At 38.9% G+C, this 24,128-nt stretch carries 19 protein-coding genes and 1 tRNA gene; 10 read left to right on the top strand and 10 right to left on the bottom strand.

Annotated elements, in window-relative coordinates:
* Positions 1–177: 177 nt before the first annotated feature.
* The 6 genes from XEN7305_RS06400 to XEN7305_RS06420 all read right to left on the bottom strand — a co-directional run bounded on the left by XEN7305_RS06400 (position 178) and on the right by XEN7305_RS06420 (position 5,665).
* Entirely contained in the window at positions 178–1,890 is a 1,713-nt protein-coding gene (locus XEN7305_RS06400; protein ID WP_006508549.1) for an NAD+ synthase, read from the bottom strand.
* Positions 1,891–1,942: 52 nt separating this feature from the next.
* The gene (locus tag XEN7305_RS06405; RefSeq protein ID WP_006508550.1) at positions 1,943–2,479 is read right to left on the bottom strand and encodes a Uma2 family endonuclease; all 537 of its coding nucleotides are present in this window, start codon (positions 2,477–2,479) and stop codon (positions 1,943–1,945) included.
* Between the two features lie 276 nt (positions 2,480–2,755).
* Complete coding sequence (locus XEN7305_RS06410; RefSeq protein ID WP_006508551.1) at positions 2,756–2,956, bottom strand: hypothetical protein; 201 nt, start codon at positions 2,954–2,956, stop codon at positions 2,756–2,758.
* A 171-nt stretch (positions 2,957–3,127) separates the two neighbouring features.
* Complete coding sequence (locus tag XEN7305_RS28930) at positions 3,128–3,295, bottom strand: hypothetical protein (protein ID WP_006508552.1); 168 nt, start codon at positions 3,293–3,295, stop codon at positions 3,128–3,130.
* A 337-nt stretch (positions 3,296–3,632) separates the two neighbouring features.
* Positions 3,633–4,559: a heme o synthase gene (locus XEN7305_RS06415; RefSeq protein WP_006508553.1), complete on the bottom strand. Its 927-nt coding sequence runs from the start codon at positions 4,557–4,559 to the stop codon at positions 3,633–3,635.
* 134 nt (positions 4,560–4,693) lie between these two features.
* Complete coding sequence (locus XEN7305_RS06420) at positions 4,694–5,665, bottom strand: heme A synthase (protein WP_006508554.1); 972 nt, start codon at positions 5,663–5,665, stop codon at positions 4,694–4,696.
* 427 nt (positions 5,666–6,092) lie between these two features.
* On the opposite strand from XEN7305_RS06420, the gene XEN7305_RS06425 reads away from it, so the two are divergent.
* From XEN7305_RS06425 to XEN7305_RS06435, 3 genes are all read left to right on the top strand, one after another.
* Complete coding sequence (locus XEN7305_RS06425; RefSeq protein WP_006508555.1) at positions 6,093–7,001, top strand: cytochrome c oxidase subunit II; 909 nt, start codon at positions 6,093–6,095, stop codon at positions 6,999–7,001.
* A gap of 117 nt (positions 7,002–7,118) precedes the next feature.
* Positions 7,119–8,765, top strand: a complete 1,647-nt coding sequence (gene ctaD, locus XEN7305_RS06430; RefSeq protein ID WP_006508556.1) for a cytochrome c oxidase subunit I — start codon at positions 7,119–7,121, stop codon at positions 8,763–8,765.
* Between the two features lie 114 nt (positions 8,766–8,879).
* Positions 8,880–9,491 (top strand): heme-copper oxidase subunit III, encoded by a 612-nt coding sequence (locus tag XEN7305_RS06435; RefSeq protein ID WP_006508557.1) that lies wholly within the window; start codon positions 8,880–8,882, stop codon positions 9,489–9,491.
* A gap of 51 nt (positions 9,492–9,542) precedes the next feature.
* Here XEN7305_RS06435 and XEN7305_RS06440 read toward each other — a convergent pair whose 3' ends face one another.
* A complete protein-coding gene (locus tag XEN7305_RS06440) occupies positions 9,543–11,363 on the bottom strand; it encodes an asparagine synthase-related protein (protein ID WP_006508558.1) in 1,821 nt (606 codons plus the stop codon).
* Between the two features lie 44 nt (positions 11,364–11,407).
* On the opposite strand from XEN7305_RS06440, the gene XEN7305_RS06445 reads away from it, so the two are divergent.
* On the top strand, positions 11,408–11,872 hold the full coding sequence (locus XEN7305_RS06445) for a DUF29 domain-containing protein (protein ID WP_006508559.1): 465 nt from the start codon (positions 11,408–11,410) through the stop codon (positions 11,870–11,872).
* Between the two features lie 22 nt (positions 11,873–11,894).
* Here the strand turns inward: XEN7305_RS06445 and XEN7305_RS06450 are convergent, their stop codons facing one another.
* Positions 11,895–12,734, bottom strand: coding sequence for a lasso peptide biosynthesis B2 protein (locus XEN7305_RS06450; RefSeq protein WP_006508560.1), 840 nt, complete (start codon positions 12,732–12,734; stop codon positions 11,895–11,897).
* Between the two features lie 1,021 nt (positions 12,735–13,755).
* On the opposite strand from XEN7305_RS06450, the gene XEN7305_RS26450 reads away from it, so the two are divergent.
* Together XEN7305_RS26450 and XEN7305_RS26455 are read left to right on the top strand one after the other, a co-directional pair.
* Positions 13,756–16,131 (top strand): pentapeptide repeat-containing protein, encoded by a 2,376-nt coding sequence (locus XEN7305_RS26450; protein WP_006508563.1) that lies wholly within the window; start codon positions 13,756–13,758, stop codon positions 16,129–16,131.
* Between the two features lie 63 nt (positions 16,132–16,194).
* Positions 16,195–17,484 (top strand): pentapeptide repeat-containing protein, encoded by a 1,290-nt coding sequence (locus XEN7305_RS26455; RefSeq protein ID WP_006508564.1) that lies wholly within the window; start codon positions 16,195–16,197, stop codon positions 17,482–17,484.
* A 9-nt stretch (positions 17,485–17,493) separates the two neighbouring features.
* Here XEN7305_RS26455 and XEN7305_RS06465 read toward each other — a convergent pair whose 3' ends face one another.
* The gene (locus tag XEN7305_RS06465) at positions 17,494–17,688 is read right to left on the bottom strand and encodes a hypothetical protein (RefSeq protein ID WP_006508565.1); all 195 of its coding nucleotides are present in this window, start codon (positions 17,686–17,688) and stop codon (positions 17,494–17,496) included.
* Positions 17,689–18,216: 528 nt separating this feature from the next.
* Between XEN7305_RS06465 and XEN7305_RS06470 the strand changes: the two genes are divergently transcribed.
* The gene (locus tag XEN7305_RS06470; RefSeq protein WP_006508566.1) at positions 18,217–18,699 is read left to right on the top strand and encodes a DUF29 family protein; all 483 of its coding nucleotides are present in this window, start codon (positions 18,217–18,219) and stop codon (positions 18,697–18,699) included.
* A gap of 3 nt (positions 18,700–18,702) precedes the next feature.
* Here the strand turns inward: XEN7305_RS06470 and XEN7305_RS06475 are convergent, their stop codons facing one another.
* Positions 18,703–19,629: a pentapeptide repeat-containing protein gene (locus XEN7305_RS06475; RefSeq protein WP_006508567.1), complete on the bottom strand. Its 927-nt coding sequence runs from the start codon at positions 19,627–19,629 to the stop codon at positions 18,703–18,705.
* 134 nt (positions 19,630–19,763) lie between these two features.
* Here XEN7305_RS06475 and pyk point away from each other — a divergent pair, with 134 nt between their 5' ends.
* The 3 genes from pyk to XEN7305_RS06495 all read left to right on the top strand — a co-directional run bounded on the left by pyk (position 19,764) and on the right by XEN7305_RS06495 (position 24,083).
* Entirely contained in the window at positions 19,764–21,536 is a 1,773-nt protein-coding gene (pyk, locus tag XEN7305_RS06480) for a pyruvate kinase (RefSeq protein ID WP_006508568.1), read from the top strand.
* Between the two features lie 80 nt (positions 21,537–21,616).
* Entirely contained in the window at positions 21,617–23,635 is a 2,019-nt protein-coding gene (locus tag XEN7305_RS06485) for a transglutaminase family protein (protein ID WP_238568946.1), read from the top strand.
* A 366-nt stretch (positions 23,636–24,001) separates the two neighbouring features.
* Positions 24,002–24,083, top strand: a tRNA-Tyr gene (locus XEN7305_RS06495).
* Positions 24,084–24,128: the final 45 nt, after the last annotated feature.

A 24,128-nucleotide genomic window follows, 5' to 3' on the forward strand; every position in this document is an offset into this window, starting at 1 on the left:
ATTTACTGGTTCTGAATAAGGATTTGGGGATTTAGGGATTTGGGGGTCTAGGGAAAAGCCTATTAATTCGTGGTTCAACTTGGGAAATTTAATCAAAAGGAAAATTCGTCGAACTGACGTTGGTCAGCGTTCCCTTGCGCCTGACGGCGGCGCGGGGTCTGACCGCAGGGTCGCTCGTCAATTTTCAATCAGCCATTTACTAGCAATAGGCATTCTCCAACCTGTCCCAAAAGCACGATCCGTAATTTTCAACACTGGTGCTGCTTGTCGGCGCTTGAATTCAGCACGAGAAAGCAGTTTCATAATTCTTCTGACTATGGCTGGTTCATATCCTACTTCGATGACCTCTGCTTCTGACTTATGCTGGCCAATAATAAGATCGAGTATGCTATCTAGTATTTCGTAGGGTGGTAAGGAGTCTTGATCTGTTTGTCCTGGTTTTAATTCCGCACTGGGAGGTTTATTGATGATGTTTACTGGGATAATCTCAGAATCTTGGTTTAACCAACGACAAATATCGAAGACTTTGGTTTTCGGGACATCGGCAATTACGGCTAAACCTCCGTTCATGTCTCCATATAATGTGCAATAACCGACTGCCATTTCGGATTTATTCCCTGTGGATAACAACAAGTAACCAAATTTATTGGAGATTGCCATTAAGAGATTGCCGCGTATCCGTGACTGAATATTTTCTTCGGCAACCCCAAATTCGGTATCGGCAAACAACGGTTTTAAGATCTGGTCGTAAGCTGTCATGCCTTCTTGGATTGCGAGTTTGTGACTTTTAATGCCTAAATTCTTTACAAGGGCGATCGCATCTGTCACTGAATGCTCAGAACTATAGGGGGATGGCATCAGTACACCCAAAACATTTTCTTGACCCATTGCAGCTGTCGCGATCGCAGCTACCAGGGCTGAATCTATACCACCACTCAGACCAAGTAATACTTTAGTGAAACCACATTTTCTTGCGTAGTCTTGCACTCCTAAAACTAAGGCTTGGAAAATTTCCGCTTCTGCTTGCTGCTCTATTTCTTGTGCAATGCTATTAGTCTCTGGGTCGACAAGATTTTTATTATCATCTAATTTCACTGTTATTAAATCTGACTCGAAACTTTTACCACGAGCTAAGATCTGAGCTTCTTTATTTAAAACAATACTATTGCCATCAAAAATCAAATCATCGTTGGCACCTACTTGATTGACATAGATAATTGGAATCTGATGACGAGTTACCGCATGATGCAAAATCTCTTCCCGTAGTTTATTTTTGCCCACAGTAAAAGGAGAAGCCGATAGGTTTACTATCAGATCAACTCCTGATGCGACCAAATCGGCAATGGGATTAATTTCATAATTGCGTTGACCCCAAAAGTCTTCGTCATTCCATAGGTCTTCACAGATCGTAACTCCAATATTGAGACTTGAGTTTTTTGCTGCACTAGAAGAGGATGGCAATTTTAAGCTGAAAATATTAACTTCATCTCCTGTTTGGAAGTACCGATCTTCATCAAAAACATCATAGGTGGGGAGGAGGCGTTTATGGAATATTTGTTGGACTTGGCCATTTTCTAACAAGGCCATACTATTAAATAAGGGTTTTTGTCCTTTAGCTCTGGCCTGGGGATTTGCGGTGACTGTTCCGACTAAAATAGCAATTTGAGTAGGTATATTTTGTGCGATCGCATCTAGTTTTTGTGTCATCCCATCGATAAAACGCGGATAGAGCAGCAAGTCTCGGGGCGGATATCCACAAAGAGATAATTCAGGAGTAAGTAATAGTCTCGTATTTTGGCTGGCTGCTGCTTCTGCGGCGGTGATTATTTGGTGAGCGTTATGATTTATATCGCCGATGGTGGGATTTAATTGTGCGATCGCGATTTTCATAAAGTTTATATTTTTTCGGGCAAAGTTGATTTTAAGTTCTAAACAAAGATGTTTATCGCTGCTTAGCCATTGCAATGACAGCTTTCACTGTAAAGTCACGAATATCATTCAGGGTGGGAAGGGGATCGACTCCAGCATAAACTAATGGAAGCTCTTGGTTCTGCCAAACCCAGATTTGCTGTCGCTGAATATCGATGAGCCAGGCAAGCTGGGTCTCTTTGCTCAAGCAGTGCAGGATTTTTTTCTGGAGTTCTAAGGTGCTTTGATCGGGTGAGCGAATTTCAATTAACCAATCTGGGGAACCCTGGAGTGGGCCGTCTTCTTCTGAGAGGCGGCTGCTTTGAACAACGGAAATATCTGGCACGGGTGATAGCGGGGGCACGATGCACCGAAGTTCTTGGATAGCTTCGTATTTTTTGGTTTGATTGTTGATCGCGTTAACTAGGTTGCGCTGGAGGCGAGAATGAAACAGAGTTGGCATCGGCTTTTGCTGGGGGTGCCCATTGATAAATTCCCAGGCAGGAGAAGCTTCAATATTTGGTTGTTGGAGAAAACTGGCCAAGGGACTGGTAATGATAGGAGATTGCATAGTTACCACAGATACATCCAAAAAGATGCAACTTTTTTTGAGTTCTTAGTATTATTATTAGCGCAAGAAAAGCAACTCGCAAAGAGCAGAGATTCTATAGTTGGAAGCTAATTTTGAAATGAGCGTATTTTCTTAATTTCTACAGCGAGCGCTAGACTCATTCAGTTTCTTTGCCAAAACGCGATCGCTATATTAATAACTACTTCTGACGATAAATTTCTCGACGATGACCAACTTTGATAATTTCTATTTTTAGCTGACTGCTTCCACTCAATTTTATATGATGCCATCTTGTTTTAACTCAGCAAGTAAATCTGCATGGCTAGTGGTTGATTCATCCCGTCTTTCTGCTGCGATCGCTAAATCTTCTATGTCTTCTAGTAGTTCTTCAAATTGAGCAATAGGTAAAATAACTGCGGTTTTTTCCCCTGACTCATTAGTAATGTAATTTAAAGCTAATTCTTTCGTATTAATCATAATCGCTATTATTTAGTTCATAAAACTAATTATAAACAGCAATATATTAAGTAGTAGCGAGCACATCATCTTAAATCTAGCAGCGATCACCTGAATGATTCTTTCTCAAAAACGCGATCGCTTAGCGCCTTGTCTCACGCGATCGCCTAAAACCCGGATTTTTTTGCTGAATTAATCTCTTACTTTCGTAATTTCAGTAATATCTTTTCCTTCCAAAATCGTCCCCTGAAGATTAGCGCCCTGAAGATGAGCCCCTAAATTTTCAGGCTTTTCTCGTAATGATGCCTCATACTCTTTAATCAGATTAGCTATTGCTTGCTTCATCGAACGAACTACCATCAAACCAGCAATCTCTTCCGGCTTAGTTTCTAGTCCTAAAGATTATAAAAGTTCAACTCCATTTTCGGCTAAGTCATCCCACTGCAAAAAACTAACATTAACTGCACCTTTCCCCAAGGCCACCAAAAGACCCTTAAAATCTACTTTTAGCTCTTTTTGTAACAGAGAACAAAGCTCCCAAAAATTCTCTCTGCGTCTTTGCCCAGAACCCGGAGCTGGGTAAACGTCTTTGCGCGGGACAAAACAAATGATGGGTTACGACAGAAATCAAAATTTATCGGCAAAATACCAGAATTATCAATCTGCTCAACCCATCCCACAAAAGAAAAGATTTAATTTATAACGTAACTAAATCGTGAATCATTGGCAAACTGTCAACCACCATTGCTGCACATAACAACATCATATAAAGGATCGAAAACTTGAACAAAGAACGAGCTAATTGTTTATCTGTGGGTTCTTGTTTCAATTGCCAAGATTTCCGCAATAGTCCATATCCCAAGTAAACTGCGATCGCACCATAGAACAAGCCAGAAATTCCTAAAGGAAAGACTAACAACAAACTACAAGGGACAGTCAGTAAACTATAAAGCCAAATCTGCTTGGCCGTCGCTTCTTCTCCAGCTACCACAGGTAACATAGGTACGCCCACCTGCGCATAATCATCCTTGATCATCAGTGCCAAAGACCAGAAATGGGGGGGAGTCCAGAGGAAAATCAACAGGAAAATAATCCAAGGAGCCACACTCAAATCGCCTGTTACTGCAGCCCAACCAACGAGGGGCGGAATTGCCCCCGCCGCACCACCGATCACAATATTTTGCGTGGTATGGCGCTTTAGCCAATGGGTATAGATCAACATATAGAAGACAATCCCCGACATCGCCAAACAAGCCGCCAACAGATTTACCCAGACAGTGAGAATGGAAAAAGCGAGTATGCCCAAAACAGTGGCAAAGATTAAAGCGTTGCGAGGTTGAATTTTGCCAGAAGGAAGAGGGCGCTTTCTTGTCCGCACCATCGTATAGTCAATGTCGCGATCGTAAACGCAATTGAGTACTTGGGCAGAAGCTGCGGCTAGGGTTCCCCCAATTAAGGTGATTAATAACAGTAAAGGTTGAATTCTTCCTGATGAGGCGATCGCCATTGCCGCGGCAGTAGTTATCAGCAACAGAGGAATAATCCTGGGCTTGGTGAGTTGATAATAACTAGTAATTGTTTCGAGTATGTTTTGACTTTGACGGGCGGTATTAGTGCCGAGCATAAATTTTTTCTCTTCTCAAATTGCGATTAATATGAAGCTTTTAATGCTTTATCTTTGTATTTAAGCCCAACTAATAGGTAATTAAGCCTATTTTTAAGCTTTAGTTCTTAATTGCTGTTTTTTGGTATTCCTTGTTACGAGTTCTTACTAAACGATGAAGGATCAGGGATAAAGGATGAGGATGAAGTTTCCCCTCTGCCGTGTTGGCGAAATGCTAGGACAGTAAAAGCGACTAGAACTCCGAGCAAAGTTGCCCCGATCACCTGGTGAGTTACGGTGAGGGGTTCAACTTGGAGATGCAACGAGAAAGTGGCGATCCCCAGCAATATTTGTAAGATGACTAAGCTCCCAGCGGCGATCGCGAGGATTTTGAGATTTTTTGGTAACCCAGGAGTTCGATAAGCTCGCCAGCAAAGAAATGCGATCGCCAGAGTTGGCGGAACCACCCCAATAATGTGACTATTCATCACATTGCAAAGTTGGGAATTGCCAAAGCATTGATGTAATGCCCAACGAGAAGCGACTAAACCACCGATTAAGCTTTGTACATAGATCAGAGTTGCTGCGATTAAGCCCGAAACACCCAGGGTTCGAGGAACAGTGAAATTACTGGTCACAGGAGTTAAACTCGCGCCAATCACAATCAAAATGCAGAAACAGAGCAATGCCATTGCCAGATGGGCAGTTACGATATCGAATCGCAGTAATTGGGTTACAGTTAAAGCTCCCAAAATTCCCTGAATAATAATGCTAGCGAGGGCAACAGTGGCGGCATAGGGTACCCAGGAAGGTAACTCTTGGCGCCACCACCAAGACAAACCACATAAGGCGATCGCGCTGAAGCCAATCAATGATGCATCCAGGCGGTGAAACCATTCCAAAAATACTTGGAGATTCATCTGCTGAGTCGGAACCAATTGACCATAGCATAGGGGCCAATCAGGACAAGCTAAACCCGCATTCATCACTCTGGTCGCACTACCGACAGCCATCAACAACAGAGTCGCGATCGCGATTTTCCACACCAAGCGACGAATCCAAGTTTGTGGTGTCGCTTCAGTATCTATAGTTTTTTGCTGTGGGTTTTGAAAGAACGATTCTGTCATGGAAATTATGAATTATCAGTTGGTTTATGATGAAGAAAATATTGCTATTTAAATTTAAAATTCTTTCCTTATCACTGTAACGAGACTTTGTGAGTATATGTACCGTTTCGAACATTCTTCAGATTGCTTTAAAAATTGAGTTACAAAAGTACATACTACCTAAAGAAAAGATTAATTTTCCCCCAATTTTTCTTCAAAATGCATTAAGCATTGTTCCTTAAATTAAATAAAAAGATCTTAAAAAAATCCAAAGAATTGACAGAAATAGTACTGTTATACAATTTCTTACTGCTAGTTTGTCTTACCCTAGTACAAGGACGAGATTGGCTGTTGAACTGCAATTTTATGTAATTACATTCATTCATTATTACCTCTCTAATTTAGTCCCTATATCATAGTTAAACCACTACCAAATTCAGAAAAATCCGTGAACGTTCCCAGCAATATTATTACTTTAATAGCAGGTGTTATCCTGACCTTGATTAGCCTTTGGTATGGCCAAAACCATGGACTAATGCCTGTTGCTGCATCAGAAACTGCACAGCAGGTTGATGACCTCTTTAATTTGATGATGACCATAGCAACAGGTCTATTTCTCTTAATAGAAGGGGTTTTGATCTATTGCGTGATTAAATTTCGTCGCAAGGAAGGAGACACCAGCGATGGGCCTTCTGTAGAGGGGAATGTCCCTCTAGAGATTGTCTGGACAGCGATTCCAACAGTGATTGTGTTTATTCTCGCCATCTATAGCTTTGAAGTCTATAACGCGATGGGAGGATTAGATCCTATGGCCTCAATGGATCATGGTGGCCCCCAACTGGCTCATGAACATCACGATCATGGGCAATTGGTCGCTTTCGATCCTGATAATGACTATATTGCCCTCGGATTAGGAAGTTCACCTGCCAGCGATCCTAATGTGGAACCTTTAGTTGTTGAAGTTTTGGGGCTTCAATATGCTTGGATTTTTACCTATCCAGAAAGTGGAGTTATTTCAGGAGAAATTCATATTCCGGTGGATCGTCCTGTGCAATTGAAAATGACCGCAAGTGATGTCATTCATGCCTTTTGGCTACCGGAATTTCGTCTCAAACAAGATGTGATTCCTGGGCGAGAAGTGCAATTAACGTTTACCTCCAATCGTTTAGGTAACTATCCCGTAGTTTGCGCCGAGCTTTGTGGAGCTTTTCACGGTGGCATGAAAACAACTTTGACTGTAGATAGTCCGGAAGATTTTGATCAATGGATTCAAGATAATACCTTTGCCCTAGTTGATACTCCTGGAGACGTAGCAAATTTAAAAGTCAAGAGTCAAAAGTCAAAAGTCAAAAGTTAGTAATTATCAATACTTCCCCATTTTGAGGGTAAGCAATTTTCAATTTTCAACTCGCGCGTTCCTTAGCGGATTGAAAATCCGCAGGGTCGCTCGTCAATTTTCAATTATTAATTAATAATGTCAGAAATAGCAATCGAACATCCCCAAAGAAAATGGCAAGATTACTTTGGGTTTAGTACCGACCATAAAGTAATCGGGATTCAATATTTAGTTACAGGCTTCTTTTTCTACTTTGTCGGTGGGATTCTCGCCGAGGTTATGCGCACCGAGCTTGCTACCCCAGACCCTGATCTTTTACAACCAGAGGTCTATAACCAATTTATGACCATGCATGGGTCAATTATGCTGTTCCTCTGGATTCTTCCTGCGGGGGCTGCTTTTGCCAATTTTTTGATTCCTCTAATGATTGGCGCTGAAGATATGGCATTTCCCCGACTTAATGCCGTAGCATTTTGGATGATTCCTCCCGGGGGCATTTTGCTACTATGTAGCTTCTTCGTCGGCGCACCCCAATCTGGCTGGACATCTTATCCCCCTCTTAGTCTTGTAAGTGGTGTTTGGGGGGAAGAAATTTGGATTTTGTGTCTGCTGCTTTTGGGGACTTCCTCAATTTTGGGAGCTATGAATTTTGTCACCACAATTTTGAAGATGCGCATTCCTAGTATGGATATCCATAGTATGCCTTTATTTTGCTGGTCAATGCTGGCAACTTCAGCATTGGTATTACTTGGAACACCTGTACTAGCAGCAGCGCTAATCCTACTTTCTATGGATTTGATTGCTGGAACGTCTTTCTTTAACCCAATGGGTGGGGGAGATCCGATTGTTTACCAACATATGTTCTGGTTTTATTCTCATCCCGCTGTATACATCATGATATTGCCGTTTTTTGGGGTTATATCTGAGGTTTTGCCAGTTCATGCTCGTAAACCAATCTTTGGCTATAGAGCGATCGCCTATTCCAGTCTGACCATCAGTTTTCTAGGTCTAATTGTTTGGGCCCATCATATGTTTAGTAGTGGGACTCCTGGCTGGTTAAGGATGTTCTTTATGGCTACAACTATGATTATTGCTGTGCCGACGGGAATTAAAGTATTTAGTTGGTGTGCTACTCTTTGGGGCGGAAAATTAAGTCTCAATAGCGCTATGGTTTTTGGGATTGGTTTTCTTTCTTCCTTCTTGATTGGTGGATTGAGTGGTGTCATGGTTGCTTCTGTTCCTTTTGATATTCATGTTCATGACACTTATTTCATCGTTGCCCATTTCCACTATGTGCTATTTGGGGGCTCAGTTTTTGGTTTATTTGCTGGGGTGTACCATTGGTTTCCCAAAATGTCGGGGCGCATGGTCAATGAAACTTGGGGTAGGATTCACTTTGTCTTAACTTTCGTCGGCTTCAACCTGACTTTTTTACCGATGCATTCTTTGGGTTTACAAGGAATGAATCGTCGTGTCGCAATGTATGATCCTCAATTTGCTGGGATTAACCAGCTAGTTACTATTGGGTCTTATATTTTGGCAGTATCGACTATTCCTTTTGTGATCAATATTGTTTGGAGTGTCTTTAAAGGAGAAAAAGCACCTCGTAACCCTTGGCGCGCTCTCACTTTAGAATGGCAGACTTCTTCTCCGCCAATTATCGAAAATTTTGAAGAAGAGCCTGTTCTATGGGCAGGGCCTTATGATTATGGGATTGATAGCGAGAGTTTCGATATGGAAGAAGATGTCGAAGATATGTTGGCCGAGGTAGGAAGCGGCAGTTAACTTTTCAGTTATCAGTTAACAGTTAACAGTTATCAGTTGTCCCCATTCGTCCCATCTCCGTGGGATAACAAGGACAAGTCAGTTAGTAATCAAGAGTTAATAATCAACGAAGATATGCAAAGTTCTGCTTTAGATCAATCACAGGTTATTGTAGATAGTCATCAAGATTCAGGTCACCACGGGCATCCAGATCATCGGATGTTTGGAATTTTTCTGTTTCTCATCTCAGATAGTATGACTTTTCTGGGGTTATTTGCTGCTTTTTTAATTTATCGCAGCATGGCTCCTGTCTGGCCTCCGGAAGGTACGCCGGAATTGGAATTACTTGTTCCGATTATTAATACTGTAATTCTAGTTACTAGTAGTTTTGTGATGCACAAAGGGCAAGTGGCCCTCAAGAAAAATGATGTTGCGGGATTGCAACTCTGGTTTGGCATCACAGCTTTGATGGGAATTGCCTTTTTATGTGGACAAGGATATGAATATTTCCACGCCGAATTTGGTTTGACTACCAATTTATTTTCTAGTTGCTTTTTTGCGGTAACTGGATTTCACGGTTTACATGTGACTGTGGGAGTACTATTAATCCTTTCTGTTTTGTGGCGATCGCGTGAGGAAGGGCATTATTCCAGTGCTAGTCATTTTGGTGTGGAAGCAGCAGAAATCTATTGGCATTTTGTCGATGTAATTTGGCTAGTATTATTCATCCTGGTTTACCTATTGTAAATTTACTTCTGCTATCTGCCTTCGTCTGACCAGTGATTATGAGCTTTTAACTTATCGATCATTGGTCATGCGATCAAACCAAGCAATCAAAGCTAAAGAACTACTAATCCGACTACCACTTCGGACATCACCAATGCCGATCGCATGCTCTCGCATCACCTCAATTAAACGCGATTTATCAAAGATACCCAACTCATCTATTGCCGACTGATGAACCATCTCTTCAAGGTAAGACAAGTTGCGTGATAATCCTTTCCAGTAGACTTCATTAAAATTACGCTTATATTTTCGAGTGCGGATGGGCTCAGGCAAAATTCCCTTCATGGCCTCTTGAAGTAAGGGCTTGGGAACACCAGGAACTTCCCGCAATTCTCTCGGGAGACTTAGACAATAAGTAATTAATCTGCGATCGAGAAAAGGTTCACTGATATGGATTCCCAATGGAGCAGCCAAATACCAAGAAGCCCAATTACCAACAGAAGCTCTCAGGCCGAGTAAATTGAAAGATTGTTCGATAGGGTACTGACTAAGTTGGCGTACGATTGCGGCTGCCTTATCTCGCATCCCATAGTTTTTAGCAAAATCGGGTAGAACCCAAGGTGGAATATCAAATGAGCCGAGTTTAGGCCAACTTCCGTAACCGTTCCTCATTGCTGTGGGAATACCTTCTCGTAATACCAGAGGAAGTAAAGGCTCAATGCCTAATTGATACAAGATAGACCAAAGGCTTTGATTTTTGGCTTGAGACCATTGACGAGCTGTTTGTAGAGCTTTGCTCCAACTCCCTCGACTAATTAAATCAGCCAAATGATAACGATTGCCTTCGGTAATTAACTCCGATCCTCCACCTGTGAAAATCGTTGATATTCCAAGCTCAGATGCCAAATCTACGAGAACTTTCTCCATAGCTAGATGAAATAGGCCAGGATATGGTTCATCATGTTCGGGTATTTGCTCTTTAAACCACTGAAAGTCTCCAGCAGCATCACCATCGAGATAATGAGAGTCAATCATGCCACCTTGATCGAGCACCATCTGAATATAATCTGTTTCACCCACCAGACTCCTTATTTTATAAACCAAAGAAAGAGTAGTTAGCTTTTTTGGAGATGGGCGATCGCGAGCAATGCAGACTACAGAAGAACTATCCATGCCTCCCGATAAATGAGAAGCTATCTTGCCATATTTACTGCGTTCTACAATGCCTTGTCGAAAAATATGAGTAAACTGGGAACCTGCTTCAGGCAATGCAATATTTTCAATGGGTTGAATATGTTGGAGCCAGTCCCAAGACCAGATTTTATTAGTATTTCCATTAGGATAGAATTCTAAAAGCGTTCCAGGAAGAAGTCTTTGAATACCATTAAAAGCTGTTTTTTTAATTGTTAGCTCAGTATAAGCATAGGGAAACATTAAGAACGAGGCCAGAAAATCTTGGTTAATTGAGGAGTGTGGACTCTGTTTTGCGAGTGATTGCAGATTAGTACTAACTCGTAATGTTTGACTATCGCTAAACCAATATAGTGGGTAATTTCCTAGAGAATCTCTTAGTGCCAAAAGACATTGTTGCTTCGGGTCGAAAATAACTAAGGCGAATTCGCCCTCAAGTTGTTCTAGTCCTTTAAACCTATAATTACGAAAGATAGCTAAGATAAGATCGGCATCTGAAGTTAAGTCTTGCTGAAATGCTTCGGGAAAATGATTTTTCAGATTGTCCTGATAATAAATCCGTCCCATTAATACCACTTTGAGATCTTTTGTGGGGTCTTGGGCAAATGTAATCAGGGATAGTCCTGGAAGTTGCTGAGCAGGAAATAAATTAAATTCAGCTTTTCTGTCTGCTTTTAAAACAACTTCAAATCCGATTCTCATAGTTTTAATTTAAACTTTAGGTATACTATTTCTCGAAACTAAAGATGACTACTCAATTACCGTCAACTGAGAATAACCTGAAAACTCTTTATGAACAAGATTATTGTTTATGGCTGACGACAACTGCTAAGTTACTTCGGGAGCGTCAACTGAATGAAATAGATTTTGAGGACCTTATTGAAGAGCTTGAGGGGATGAGTCGAAGGGAAAAGGAAGCATTATTTAGCAATTTACAAGTTGTACTGATGCATCTGCTTAAATACCGTTATCAACCGTCTAAGCGTTCTAATAGTTGGCGTTCCAGTATCAGAGAACATCGTAAGCGCATCAAAAGGGCATTTAGAAATAGTCCTAGTTTAAAACCCTATTTTACTAAAATTTTTCTTGAATGTTACCAGGATGCTAAGGAACTAGCAGCCGATGAAACTGGATTATCGATCAATAATTTTCCTGAGCAATGCCCCTTCACAACGGAAGAAATTCTAGAGACTGAATATTTGCCAGAATAAAATACCGAGTGAGTAATTACCTTCAGGAATGTCTAATGACTGGAATAAAAGGTTCGCAATGTTCTGGGTCGTCGGTCACAATCATGTCATTACATTCAACCCAAGCATGGATCTGAAAAGGATAGTGATCTATGCCGACAATTAAGTTTGCAGGTAAACCATAAAAGGTGCGAAGAATATGATACCCAACTAAGGCTCGTTCTTTACAAACCATTGGCAAAAATAATTTCCAGGCTGCCGCCTCACGAACTACTTGGTCAACTTCCTTAATAACTTCTTGATGATCTGAAGTCTCGTTTTCCTCTGAATGCTGATGCCAATTTTGCCATAGTGAGATGGTGCGACTCCATCCTAAAAGGCGAAAGCTAATCCAACTAAGTGTTAATAATAGTTCTATTGTTTGACGGCTAGGGGTTTGTGATTTGTTTAATGACTGATGAGTAGTTACGCTTATTTTCTTGCAAACCCAAATAAAGGTAGATTCGCCTATTTTAACTGCTTTAGTTTTTTGATTGTTAATCAATTGAAAGAAGAAATTATTTTCTTTGTTATGCGCAATAATGAGCTTTTTTTGTTCTAAATTTTGTAAAAGTTGAACTAAGTCAACGCTTATCTGTTTTTCAGTCACACCAAAGGATTGAGCTATACTTTTGACTGTCTCTGCTTCACCTTGCTCTAGAACTGATGAAACCATCAAAGTCCCAATAGAATCTAAACCATAAAACTGTCCATGTCGAAAATCTAAAAGTTGGGCAACCTCATCTTGAAAGAATAAGTATACATCCTGATTGAGACTATATTTCGTCACTTTGTTACTCATCAAGACTTTGGGCAAGCTATCTTTGTCTATTACTTGCATCATTTTTCTAGTAAGGTTCATCCAAGAAAATTAGGGTTAAAATGCACAGCGTATATGTTGAGTATTATTTAACCATAGAAAAACCATGAGCTAGAACCATCATAATAACTTCCTGAATAGTATCCTTGAACTACATTCATGGAGCCTAAATAAATCAATTGTGGAGCAAGGTAGCCTTTTTGGCTACTGGAATCGGTTAATGATAATCTTAAGGTTTTTTTTGAGTTTAAATTGTGCTTAAACATGGGTACCCCCTATAAATTGCTTTAGGCAAGTGGAAAATGAAACATATTTATTTGTGACCTTCAAGATAACTAATATTTCCATTAATTGACAACAATTTATTTTTGGAGGTAAAAGTAAAAAAAACGAAAATTTTACCCACTTAAATATTAAGATTTTGAAGAAAAATTGCTTTTTTTATTTTACAGTTATGGTTTAGCTACTGCATAAATTTGTATTATATCTAAGCGGTTTTATTCGAATCAAGGCATCATTTATTATCCGCATACAATCAAAAAAATAACAAATAATAAGCTATCAATGACTATAAAAAAATAATAGATGAGATAACCATAAAACTTTCTTTTTATGACTAAATTATAACATGATCAGTTCAGGAGTTATTTTCACAAGTTAAGATGAATATTGACTGCACTCAGCTTGGTTATTTTACGAAGTTTCTATCTCTAAAGTGTAATATTTAGTAAGCTGACAAACAATTCTTAAAGCTAAAACAAATAAAGCTAAATACATTATTTCTCCTTCATGTGATCAAATGTTTCCTCAAAATGGCAGTTAACTTTTTAGATGCTATTCAACTTGCCAATGTTCCCATTTCGGTTAATTTATTGGAATGCTCTCAAAACACTTTGGGAAAGAAATGTTTTGCAACGCTGTTTTTACAAAGTATTAAGGTTGTATAAGAAAAGTAAATAGTTAATACTTGGTAGTCTTTATGGAGTATATCTAATTATAGATATTAAATTTATTAGCAGTTCCAAACGGAAAAACCTATACTGTCATGCCTAACGTAACTCCGCAAGAAGCTCTCAATAAAATCACTAAGCTTGTTGAAAAGAATACTAAGCAAAAACATTGGTTGACATGGTTTTTTGAAACAGCTGGGGTTCCCATTGGAGCTACTATATTAGCTGCCGTTGCAAGTTGGACAACATTCACGAATCAAGCAGATATCGATAAAAACAATATCGAGAGAACAGTAGTAGAAAATTATTTGCTGCAAATGGAAGATATTTTGCTTAATCTAGAAGGAGTAGAAGGCTTGATTAAGTGGGGTAAAGAGACAGAGAAAGAGGCCAGCAATTTTAACAAAAAAATAAAAGATGAATTAGACAATCTAGTATCCATCAGACAAAAATTGGAGGTAAAACCCAGTAACCAACAACTAGAGAATAGGATTGTAATGTCACTGTCAAATTTTTTGTACGAGGACGATATTAAGGGGATGAAGAAGAGTCTAGAGAAGGTGGAAGAGACTAAATTAGAGGATGTAGAAAATAAATTACATGATTTAGAAATTGGATTAGAAAGAATTTTAGAGAAATTCTTAAATAAAATTTTTTACTTTCAAAAATTAGACAAAATCCTAAAGGTTTTTCAAGAGGAACTTGAAATAGAAGCAACAATAGATGATGAGAAAGTCGAACTAGGCAAGCTCTTGGATGAGCTCATAGAAGAAATCCCAAAAAGAATAAATTCCAAACAAGGATTCGAACAAAAAAAGATAGAAGAACTAACACAAAAAATTTTATCTTCTGAAAAACTAGAGAATATCTTAGTCATCATAGAAGCAGAAGCAATTAAGGGATATGGCAATGATTTAGATCTAAAAAGATACAAAAAAATAGCTAAAATAGTAAAAGATATTTCAGCTACTATTTATAGTGCAAAGGAGATTGAAAAAAACAAAAATCGTAAAGTAGATCGTTATTTATTGGTAGAAGCTAAAACACTAGTGCAAACAAAAACTTCTAATGCGCTCTATATTTTAAGCGACGAATTTAGGCGGCAGACTATAATAGAATTTCTTAGAGATTCAAACTTAGGCTTTCTTAAGAGGGAAACGCAACAACGTAAAAGAAAAACGCCTTTGAGTTTCGACACTTCCAATAAACTATTATGCGAGGCTATAGAGGATGATAAGGACAGTAGCAAGGTTAACAATAATTATGAATTTGACCGATCTAGTTTTTTACATGATTTAGCTGTTACACGAATCCAAAACATAGATCTAAGCGGAAATGACTTAAGTTTTATTCAATTACAAAGAGGTAAATTGAATGGAGCTAATCTAAAGCGAGCAGAACTGAGTTCATCTAACTTCTCAAATGCCTTTCTTATCGGAGCAAATCTAACGGAAGCTTATTTGCTTGTGGCTAACCTTGAGAATGCTAATCTTAAGAATGCTAACCTTAACAGAGTAAACTTGAGATCTTCAATTCTTAAGGGCGCTAATCTTGAAGGCGCTGAAATGAATAAAGCCAATCTTGGAGGTCGTAAACTTACGCGTTCTCAAGATAGCAAGTTTTACAAGAAAAACAACCTAAGTAAGATTGATCTAGAAAAAGTCATAAACAATCTAGAAAAAGTCAAAAAAGAAGACAACCTGATTAATATCGATCTCGAAAAAATTGAACAGAATCTAGAAAAAATTATAAACAATCTAGAAAAAGTCAAAAAAGAAGACAACCTGATTAATATTGATCTTGGAAAAGTTAAACAGAATCTTGGAAAGGTTAAGCAAAGCCTAACAAATACGATACAAGATCTAGAAGTAGCTATACAAAATCTAGAAGCAACTATACAAGATCTAGAAGTAGCTATACAAGATCTAGAAATAGCTATACAAGATCTAGAAGCAGCTATACGAGAAGAGAATCTTAGCAATGTTAATCTTGAATGTGCAAAATTAAATTTGGCTTCACTTAAAAAATCAGACTTTACTGGTTCTAATTTTAAAGGAGCTAATCTTGAAGGAGCTAATCTTGAAGGAGCTAATCTTAGCAAAGCAGATTTAAAAGGTGCTAATTTGAAATCGGCATCAATTAACCAAGCAAACTTTAGTGGCTCCAATCTTGAGGGGGCCAACCTTAGTGTCAATAACTTTAAAACAGTAAACCTTAGTAATGCTAATCTGGATGGGGCTTATTTAGCATGGGTGTTTAATTTAACGAACAAAAAAATTAAATCAACATGTGATTGGGATAAGGCAATATATACTAATGCAGATTGGGATAAAGATAAGGAAAAATGGTTTGCAAAAGATAAAGAAGCGAATGAAAAAAAGATTGGAGAAATAATGCTAGATAAAGCTTCAGATCCCAAAATTCCAATTAACTGTGAGAAGTGGAATTATCTTAGGGATTCCAATAATTAGAAATAGCCTTTTTAAGTTATTATTAGTTGTTAAAGGTCTCAAAAAACAAAAAAACTGTATTCAATGATTTCTCCATCAGCGCAACCTCAAGAGTGGAAATGGTGGGTTCAGACATTGCTAACTCCGCTAGGCTTAATAGTAACTGTTATCTTGGTTTTCGTTAACAAAAATATAGAAGACAAACATAACGCTCAGCGCTATGAACAAGCAGTTATCTCAAGCTATATTTCGAATATGACAAGTGTTTTGGAACAAAAACCCTTATTATCGGAAGACTCATCAAATAATATGCCTGCAATTTTATCGCACCGAAGTATAGTTCAGGCAAAAACTCCTCATGTGCTTTTTTTGCTCAAGGATAAAGATAGACGGCAAGCGGTAATAGAATTTCTAAGACACTCAAAATTGGGCTTCAGAAGTAGAACATTATTGGCAGACAAAAAAGTCGTATTGGGATTCAATCTTGTAGTATCGCAGTGCATCAACCAGTTTCTTGAAGCATATAATAAAAAAAGTTATAGCCTGAGTAATCCTTATACCAACATTTTATCGGGGATTGATTTTACCAGAATTGAAGGAATAGATTTAAGCGAAAATGACTTAACTGGCATTCAGCTAATAAAAGTAAAAATGAACGGTGCTAATCTCAGGAGTGCTATTCTTAACAACGCTATGTTGTCAAGTGCTATTCTTAGCCGAGCAAATCTTGCTAAAGTATATCTGTTCAATACCGATCTCGAAAATGCTTATCTTCGTGACGTAAACCTTAATAACGCAATCATCGTTGATACTAAACTTCAAGGGGCTGTGCTTATTCGTGCTGATCTTGAAGAGGTTAACTCTAATAAATCAACTTCGATTAGTCCTAATGTTAATTTTGAGTGCGCTGATTTAACGTCAGCCTCACTGCAAAAAGCAGATTTTAGTAAATCCAATTTTAAGGGAGCTAAACTCGAAAGAGCCAACCTGATAGGAGCTAATCTGAGCAAAGCTGATTTTAAAGGTGCAAATTTACGATCAGCCTCCCTCATTAAATCTAATTTGAGTTCCTCTCGACTTGAGGACGCAGATCTTAGTATGATTAACTTTAAACTGACTGATCTTACTAATGCAAACCTGAAGAATGCCAACTTATCATGGGCAATTAATTTGAGAAAAGACCAAATTAAGTCGGCATGTTATTGGGAGTATGCAACTTATTTTAGTAAATGGGTTGGTGGTGAATGGGTAAAGGATGAATATAAAAACGAGAATTTCATTGATAAACTAACACAACATAAACCCTCAGATCCAAGAAAAATGCTTGATTGTAGGAGATGGAAAAATTTAGAAGATTTAATTTACGCAGAATAGCCTCTCTATTTAATTGTAATAGAAATTTCTACTAGCATCAGTTTGACTTCCTGCATAATTGGCTTGAACTTTTTCTAGATTTCCAATAAGATGCACTTTCGGTTGACGATATTCGATTACCTTAAGATCTTTGGAATTAAATGAATTGTGATTGATTTGTAGCAATTCAGGTTTTCCAAAAAATTGACGATTGTGCTTAAACATAATTTAAACTCCTTTTTATAAAGACTCTAAGTTTCGCTTAATATATTAGCTTTGTTAGACATGTCTACACTCATATTATGCAACATTCTCGGAAAAATTAATAGTTAAATTCTGTAAAACAGATTAACTGACTGGATAATTGTAGGCTGGTCTTATTTTTGAGGTAAATCAATTAGATTCAATCATAATAACCTAAATATATAAACTTAAGGCAATTAATCTAAGAATTTTGCCCGATCGCGTATCTGTTATTTAATGCAACCAATTAAATTAACTTTATTTCAAGCTTTTCGTCGCAGCCTAAAGTTAGTAATTCAAACATTTTTTAATTAATTGAACGCTTTATTTTGGTGCAAGTTTTATCCTACTTAAGGATTATGCTAAGTTCGCAAATAAACATTAAAGCAGTGACGGGAATTTGTCACAATAGAAAAATGAGACCATATCTGAAAATTGTATTTAATAAATAGCTACTAATTTTACTTCATGCTCCAAGTTTGAGCACGGTAAACAAAAAAAGAGAGAACAATGCTGGAAATTTTAGAGATCAAAAAACACCTATTAGCAGGGGAAATCGAATCAGCTTTGCTTATAGTTGAAGAATTAGAAGAAATGGGAAGACAAAGCGAAATTAGAAACTTGGAGTCATTTTTGGTGATCCTACTAATTCATTTAATTAAAATTCAAGTAGAAAAACGGATAACTAAGTCCTGGAGATCATCGATAATCAATAGTCTCCTATCTATTCAAAAACGCAATAAGCTAGGAAAAAAAGCTCATTATATCTATCCTCAAGACTGGCAAGAATATCTGGAAGATAACTTTGTTCCTGCTCTTGTCAACGCTAGCCACGAGATTTTTGGTGGAATCAATTATCAAGAATTAAAAAATATTTGCGATCGCTCTTCTGTATTAGATTTCGCCAATGTTTTATTACAATTGACCTACTCTCACTCTCAAGAGGAATTGGTTACTGAGATTGAGAAAAAACTAAAGGTGTTTTGTGCTTAACTTTTATTTTGGAACATTTAAGGCCCCATTTTTTTTCAGCCATTGCTTTTGCTCATTGGTCAAACCTTGGGCATTGCTAAAGACTGCATTATCCACATTGCAATCGACTAGATTTACTTCTTGCCAAATAGTATTTTCAAAATTGGCATCTTGTAACATGGCACGAGTGAAATTGACCTTGGTGAAAGTTGCTCCTTCTAGATCAGCTGTTAACAAAGATGAATCTGTAAAGTCGACTAATTCTAATTTGGCATTTTTGAAGCTTGCTTCTAACAATTCTGCTTCTGCAAAATTTACTAAATTCAAATCTGCATTGGCAAAATTTACATCCGTTAAACTAGCTTCTCTAAAGTTAGCTTCTAGCAAAAAACTCTGGCTAAAATTCATTTTTGCTAAATTCGCTTGTTGCCAAATACTATGGGTAAAGTTTGTTTGCACTGCGATCGCTTTTCGCAAAGAAGCATTACTAAAGTTGGCATGCTCTAGTCGAGCATTCGTAAAATTCACTTCTTCCAAATTTGCCTGACTAAAATTGGGTGCTGTGCCTACAACATCTCGCAAATCCGCTCCCGTTAAAATTGCGGAGGTGGCGTTAAGAGAGTCAAGGTTAGCACTAAACAGCTTGGCTTTAGTCGCTTCTGCCTCAGTAATATTAGTTCCTTTTAAATAGGCGCTATTTAGTTCAGCTTTAGTTAAAGTGGCTCCAGTCAAATCCGCATCTACAAGCTGAGCAAATCTTAAGATGGCCCTCGTAAAATCGGTTTTTTTGCAGGAAGCTTGGCTCAGATTAGCACCTCTAAGATAAGCCTCCGGAAATTGGGCTTGATCTAGATTTGCCGATTCTAGATTGATTTTGCTTAATTCGGCCTGATAAAAAGATTTTCCCTGGGCAATTTGCCGTAGAATTTCCTCGCGAGTAAGTAAAGTCATATAATTATATTTGAGTTGTTATTTAAAGATTAAAAGATATTCAGAAACTAACTATTCTGTTACTTCTTTATTGTTACTTGTATTGGAGTATAATTGTCCTTCGGTATTGTGTGCTGATATCTAAAGGAATACTAATGCGATCGCTAAAAACTCCTCGTAGAACGAAAATTGTGGCAACTGTAGGACCAGCTACCCTCAAGCCAGAAGTTTTAAAAAAGTTAATCCAAGCAGGGGCTACTACCTTGAGGATTAATTTTTCCCACGGGACACAAAATGATCATCAAAAAGCGATTCGCCTCATTCGTCAAACAGCTTTTGAACTCAATCAACCCGTAGGTATTCTACAAGATTTACAAGGGCCAAAAATTCGTCTCGGAAAATTCGCCTGTGGCACAATTTCTCTGGCAGAAGGAGATCCATTTATTCTGACTAGTCGCGAAGTGGAATGCGATCACACGATTAGTTATGTTAGTTATAAAAATCTAGCTCAAGAAGTTCCCGAAAATGCCACGATTCTACTTGATGATGGCAAAGTCGAGATGAAAGTAGAGAAAATCGATACCGAAAAGCAAAACCTCCATTGCCGCGTCGTAGTTGGAGGAGTATTATCCAGCAACAAAGGAGTTAATTTTCCTGGAGTTTATCTTTCAGTCAAAGCTTTAACCGAAAAGGACCGTGATGACTTGATGTTCGGGCTCGATCAAGGTGTAGACTGGATTGCTTTAAGTTTTGTACGCAATCCCCAAGATATTCTCGAAATTAAAGAGCTAATTTCTGGTGCCGGCAAATCTATTCCTGTGATCGCAAAAATTGAAAAACATGAAGCGATCGAGCAAATGGAAGCAGTTCTCTCTCTTTGTGATGGCGTTATGGTAGCCAGAGGAGATTTAGGAGTTGAATTACCCGCAGAAGATGTACCCATTCTCCAAAAACAATTGATTGCCACATCTAATAGACTCGGGATTCCTGTGATCACTGCTACCCAAATGCTCGATAGCATGGTGAATAATCCCCGCCCCACTCGTGCCGAAGTCTCAGACGTTGCCAATGCGATTCTTGATGGAACAGATGCCATTATGTTGTCCAATGAAACGGCTGTCGGCAATCATCCCGTTGCCGCAGTCCAAACTATGGCCCGTATTGCCCAACGTATTGAGCAAGAGCAAGCTCGTATTCCTCCTGATTCGCGCAGTAAATGGTCTGTGCCCAATGCTATCTCGGCTGCGGTAGGTCAAATAGCAGAACAGTTAGATGCAGCAGCTATCATGACCTTAACTAAAACTGGTTCCACTGCTCGTAATGTTTCCAAATTTCGCCCCCAAACCCCGATCTTAGCCATTACTCCCCAAGTCAATGTTTCTCGTCGATTGCAGCTTGTCTGGGGAGTCAAACCCCTATTAGTTCTCGATTTGCCTTCTACTTCCCAGACTTTCCAATCAGCAATTAATGTGGCTCGGGAGAAAGATTGGTTGGCAGCAGGAGATTTAGTCGTGATGACGGCAGGGACTTTGCAGGGGGTTGCGGGTTCAACAGACTTGATTAAAGTGGAATTAGTACAAGCTGTATTGGGCAGCGGCACAGGAATTGGTCAAACATCGGTTAGTGGAGTTGCGAGGGTTGCCAGTAGTCCTCGCAGTCTTAATGATTTTAATTCTGGTGAAATTCTAGTCGCTCCCTCAACTAATGCTGGTTTTATTGAGGTTATTCGTCAAGCAGCCGGAATTATTACCGAGGAAGATAATCTTACTAGTCATGCCGCCATTCTTGGTTTGCGATTAGGAATTCCTGTAATTGTTGGTTTCAAATCAGCAACCGAACTTATTCGAGAAGGTTCGATCGTCACTCTTGATGCCCAAAGAGGCTCTGTCTATTCTGGAGCAATTTCTGGAAGTAATACAGATAATTAAAGAAAGAAAAGACTTCCGGGAACTCTAGAGCAACAGGAGTCAAGGACAGAGTTTTTGGGAGTAATGTAGCAGTGATGAAAATGCCACGGTTTATGCTCGGCATCACAATCATGTTTTGGGGTTGGCAAACAGGATTATGGTTTTTTGCCTTGCCGATGGCGTTAGTATACGAAGCATCCTATTTTCTGCGATGGAGATGGACCTTATCCACCAAAGAATTTATGGAAATCGGTAAACTAGCTGGTTTGCTGCTCGTAGGAGTTTTACTCTATATCATTACTGCCAATCGTTCTGTTTATTGGATCTTTGAATTCTTTACATGGTTGCCTGTAATATTTTTCCCCTTTTTAGCTGGCCAAGCCTATGCTGTCAGCGATCGCATTGATATTCGGATGTTTTTTTACTTTCTCCGCAAACATCAACCGATCGCAGTTAACCTGACATATCCTTTTTTTGCTCTTTGTCTCATTTCTGCCAGTGCCGGAAACCTTAGAGGAATCGCATTTTACCTGGGGATGTTTTTACTCTGCACTGCTGCATTATGGTTGCGGCGCTCTTCGCGATTTTCGCCTCTAGTTTGGATTTCTCTAATGCTACTTGCAGGAAGTATCGGTTTTTTGGGGCATCTCGCTCTTTATCGTCTACATCGTGTTGTGCAACATAAAACGATGGAATTTCTCAGTGAGCTTTACCATCATCATCATCATTACGACGATCCGACGGAGAGAACAACTGCCATTGGAGATATTGGCTCAGTAAAACTGACAAATAAAATTTTATTTCGAGTCCAACCAGAGCCGGAAGAACTGCCAACCTTATTGCGGGAATCATTGCTCTTACGAAGAGTCAGCTACAACAAATATCAAGCAGGAACTTGGGTTGGGGTCAATTCAGAATTTACGCCTATCCCATCAACATCGGGTACAACCAATTGGGCTTTAGCCACAAAGACTGATGATATTAGCAAGACTTCACAGGACATTGCCACTGTAACCATTTCTACCAATCTCCCCCAAGGACACAGTTTTCTTAATCTTCCCCAAGGGACAAGGCAAATCAGCCAATTACCCGGGGATGCTATGGAAAAAAATCAATATGGCACGGTAAAAGTGGAGGTTCAACCAGGACTAGTGTCCTATCAGGTTCAGTATAGCCAGGACTTTGCTCTAGATAGTAAACCGACAAAAGAGGATCTGCAAATACCTCCTCAAGAAAAAGCTGCGATCGACACAATAGTTGCGCAATTGAATCTACAAGACAAATCACCTGCCGAAATTCTCCAGAAAGTTACCAATTTTTTTAACACCGAATTTACTTACTCTCTTGATTTAGCGCCGCCAGAAAATAATCGCACTGTGCTTGCTGCTTTCTTATTAGATCATCGTTATGGCCATTGCGAATATTTTGCTACTGCCACGGCACTTTTATTAAGGGATTTGGGGATTCCTACTCGTTATGTCATAGGTTACTCAGTCCATGAATATAGTCCCTGGGAAAACCAATTTATTGTCCGCAGTCGTAACTCCCATGCTTGGACATTAGTATATCTAAATGACGCCTGGCGAGAATTTGATACTACTCCTAGTAGTTGGATTGCCATGGAAGATGCCAACTCGTCCCAATTAGTATTCCTTCAAGATCTATTTTCCTGGGCTAGTTTTAAACTAGCTGTCTTAATTTCACAAATCAAGTCAGGAGAAGCAGCTTATCTATACTGGTTACTAATGTTCCCTTTGGGCTTTATATTGCTGCGTCAGTTTAAGATTCGTCAGGGCATCAAACGGATTGACCGTCTAAAAGATAGGACAGAAGATCTACGTTGGGGGATCGACTCGGAAATTTATCTGATTGAAACAGCGTTAAAAGAGTCAGAAATTATTCGTCATCCGAATGAAACTTGGCATGATTGGCTAATACAATTAGAACAAGACAACCAGATCTCTCCTGATTTAATCAATGATTTACAAGTAATTGTGCAACTTCATTACCGCTATCGTTTCGATCCTCTAGGAATTAACGAATTTGAAAGAAACCAATTACAATCTATGACTCAATCTTGGTTAACTAGATATACAAAACCTAATATATCCTTAAAATGATAAAGTTTGATCCCGAAATAAATCTATTGCTTGCTGACACCTAATAATGATCGGAATTACAATTGTATCGTAATGATGGGCGATAGCCGACCATTTGCGATCGCCTATTGTTTAAGGCAATTTAGTCTATAGAGAGAATTAGATATGTCAGATTTAAATCGCGGAATCATGAAGTTTAAAGGGGCAGACAGTCCTAAGTTAGTTGCTATCTCCTCATTTTTGATATTTGGGAGTATTGCTGTGCTTATTATTTGGGCTCTGCAATCTGCTTATACAATCTAGGAAATCTTCTCCCTAGCAAAAAAATTTTTGGTTTTGTTGCAATAAGGAGAATCTGTGATAGGATTAATAACCGTGGAAACAAAGGGGTCGATGCCCGAGTGGTTAATGGGGGCGGACTGTAAATCCGCTGGCTACGCCTACGTTGGTTCAAATCCAACTCGGCCCATATAATAAATAAAATCAAGTCTCTCTCTAGGTTACAAGCCCCGAG

Source organism: Xenococcus sp. PCC 7305, from assembly GCF_000332055.1.
Taxonomy (GTDB): Bacteria; Cyanobacteriota; Cyanobacteriia; order Cyanobacteriales; family Xenococcaceae; genus Xenococcus.

Coding starts and splice junctions, on each gene's coding strand:
- XEN7305_RS06400 (WP_006508549.1), bottom strand. CDS start 1,890: ATGAAAATCGCGATCGCACAATTAAATCCCACCATCGGCGATATAAAT.
- XEN7305_RS06405 (WP_006508550.1), bottom strand. CDS start 2,479: ATGCAATCTCCTATCATTACCAGTCCCTTGGCCAGTTTTCTCCAACAA.
- XEN7305_RS06410 (WP_006508551.1), bottom strand. CDS start 2,956: ATGATTAATACGAAAGAATTAGCTTTAAATTACATTACTAATGAGTCA.
- XEN7305_RS28930 (WP_006508552.1), bottom strand. CDS start 3,295: ATGGTAGTTCGTTCGATGAAGCAAGCAATAGCTAATCTGATTAAAGAG.
- XEN7305_RS06415 (WP_006508553.1), bottom strand. CDS start 4,559: ATGCTCGGCACTAATACCGCCCGTCAAAGTCAAAACATACTCGAAACA.
- XEN7305_RS06420 (WP_006508554.1), bottom strand. CDS start 5,665: ATGACAGAATCGTTCTTTCAAAACCCACAGCAAAAAACTATAGATACT.
- ctaD (WP_006508556.1), top strand. CDS start 7,119: ATGTCAGAAATAGCAATCGAACATCCCCAAAGAAAATGGCAAGATTAC.
- XEN7305_RS06435 (WP_006508557.1), top strand. CDS start 8,880: ATGCAAAGTTCTGCTTTAGATCAATCACAGGTTATTGTAGATAGTCAT.
- XEN7305_RS06440 (WP_006508558.1), bottom strand. CDS start 11,363: ATGAGAATCGGATTTGAAGTTGTTTTAAAAGCAGACAGAAAAGCTGAA.
- XEN7305_RS06445 (WP_006508559.1), top strand. CDS start 11,408: ATGACTACTCAATTACCGTCAACTGAGAATAACCTGAAAACTCTTTAT.
- XEN7305_RS06450 (WP_006508560.1), bottom strand. CDS start 12,734: ATGATGCAAGTAATAGACAAAGATAGCTTGCCCAAAGTCTTGATGAGT.
- XEN7305_RS26450 (WP_006508563.1), top strand. CDS start 13,756: ATGCCTAACGTAACTCCGCAAGAAGCTCTCAATAAAATCACTAAGCTT.
- XEN7305_RS26455 (WP_006508564.1), top strand. CDS start 16,195: ATGATTTCTCCATCAGCGCAACCTCAAGAGTGGAAATGGTGGGTTCAG.
- XEN7305_RS06465 (WP_006508565.1), bottom strand. CDS start 17,688: ATGTTTAAGCACAATCGTCAATTTTTTGGAAAACCTGAATTGCTACAA.
- XEN7305_RS06470 (WP_006508566.1), top strand. CDS start 18,217: ATGCTGGAAATTTTAGAGATCAAAAAACACCTATTAGCAGGGGAAATC.
- XEN7305_RS06475 (WP_006508567.1), bottom strand. CDS start 19,629: ATGACTTTACTTACTCGCGAGGAAATTCTACGGCAAATTGCCCAGGGA.
- pyk (WP_006508568.1), top strand. CDS start 19,764: ATGCGATCGCTAAAAACTCCTCGTAGAACGAAAATTGTGGCAACTGTA.
- XEN7305_RS06485 (WP_238568946.1), top strand. CDS start 21,617: ATGCCACGGTTTATGCTCGGCATCACAATCATGTTTTGGGGTTGGCAA.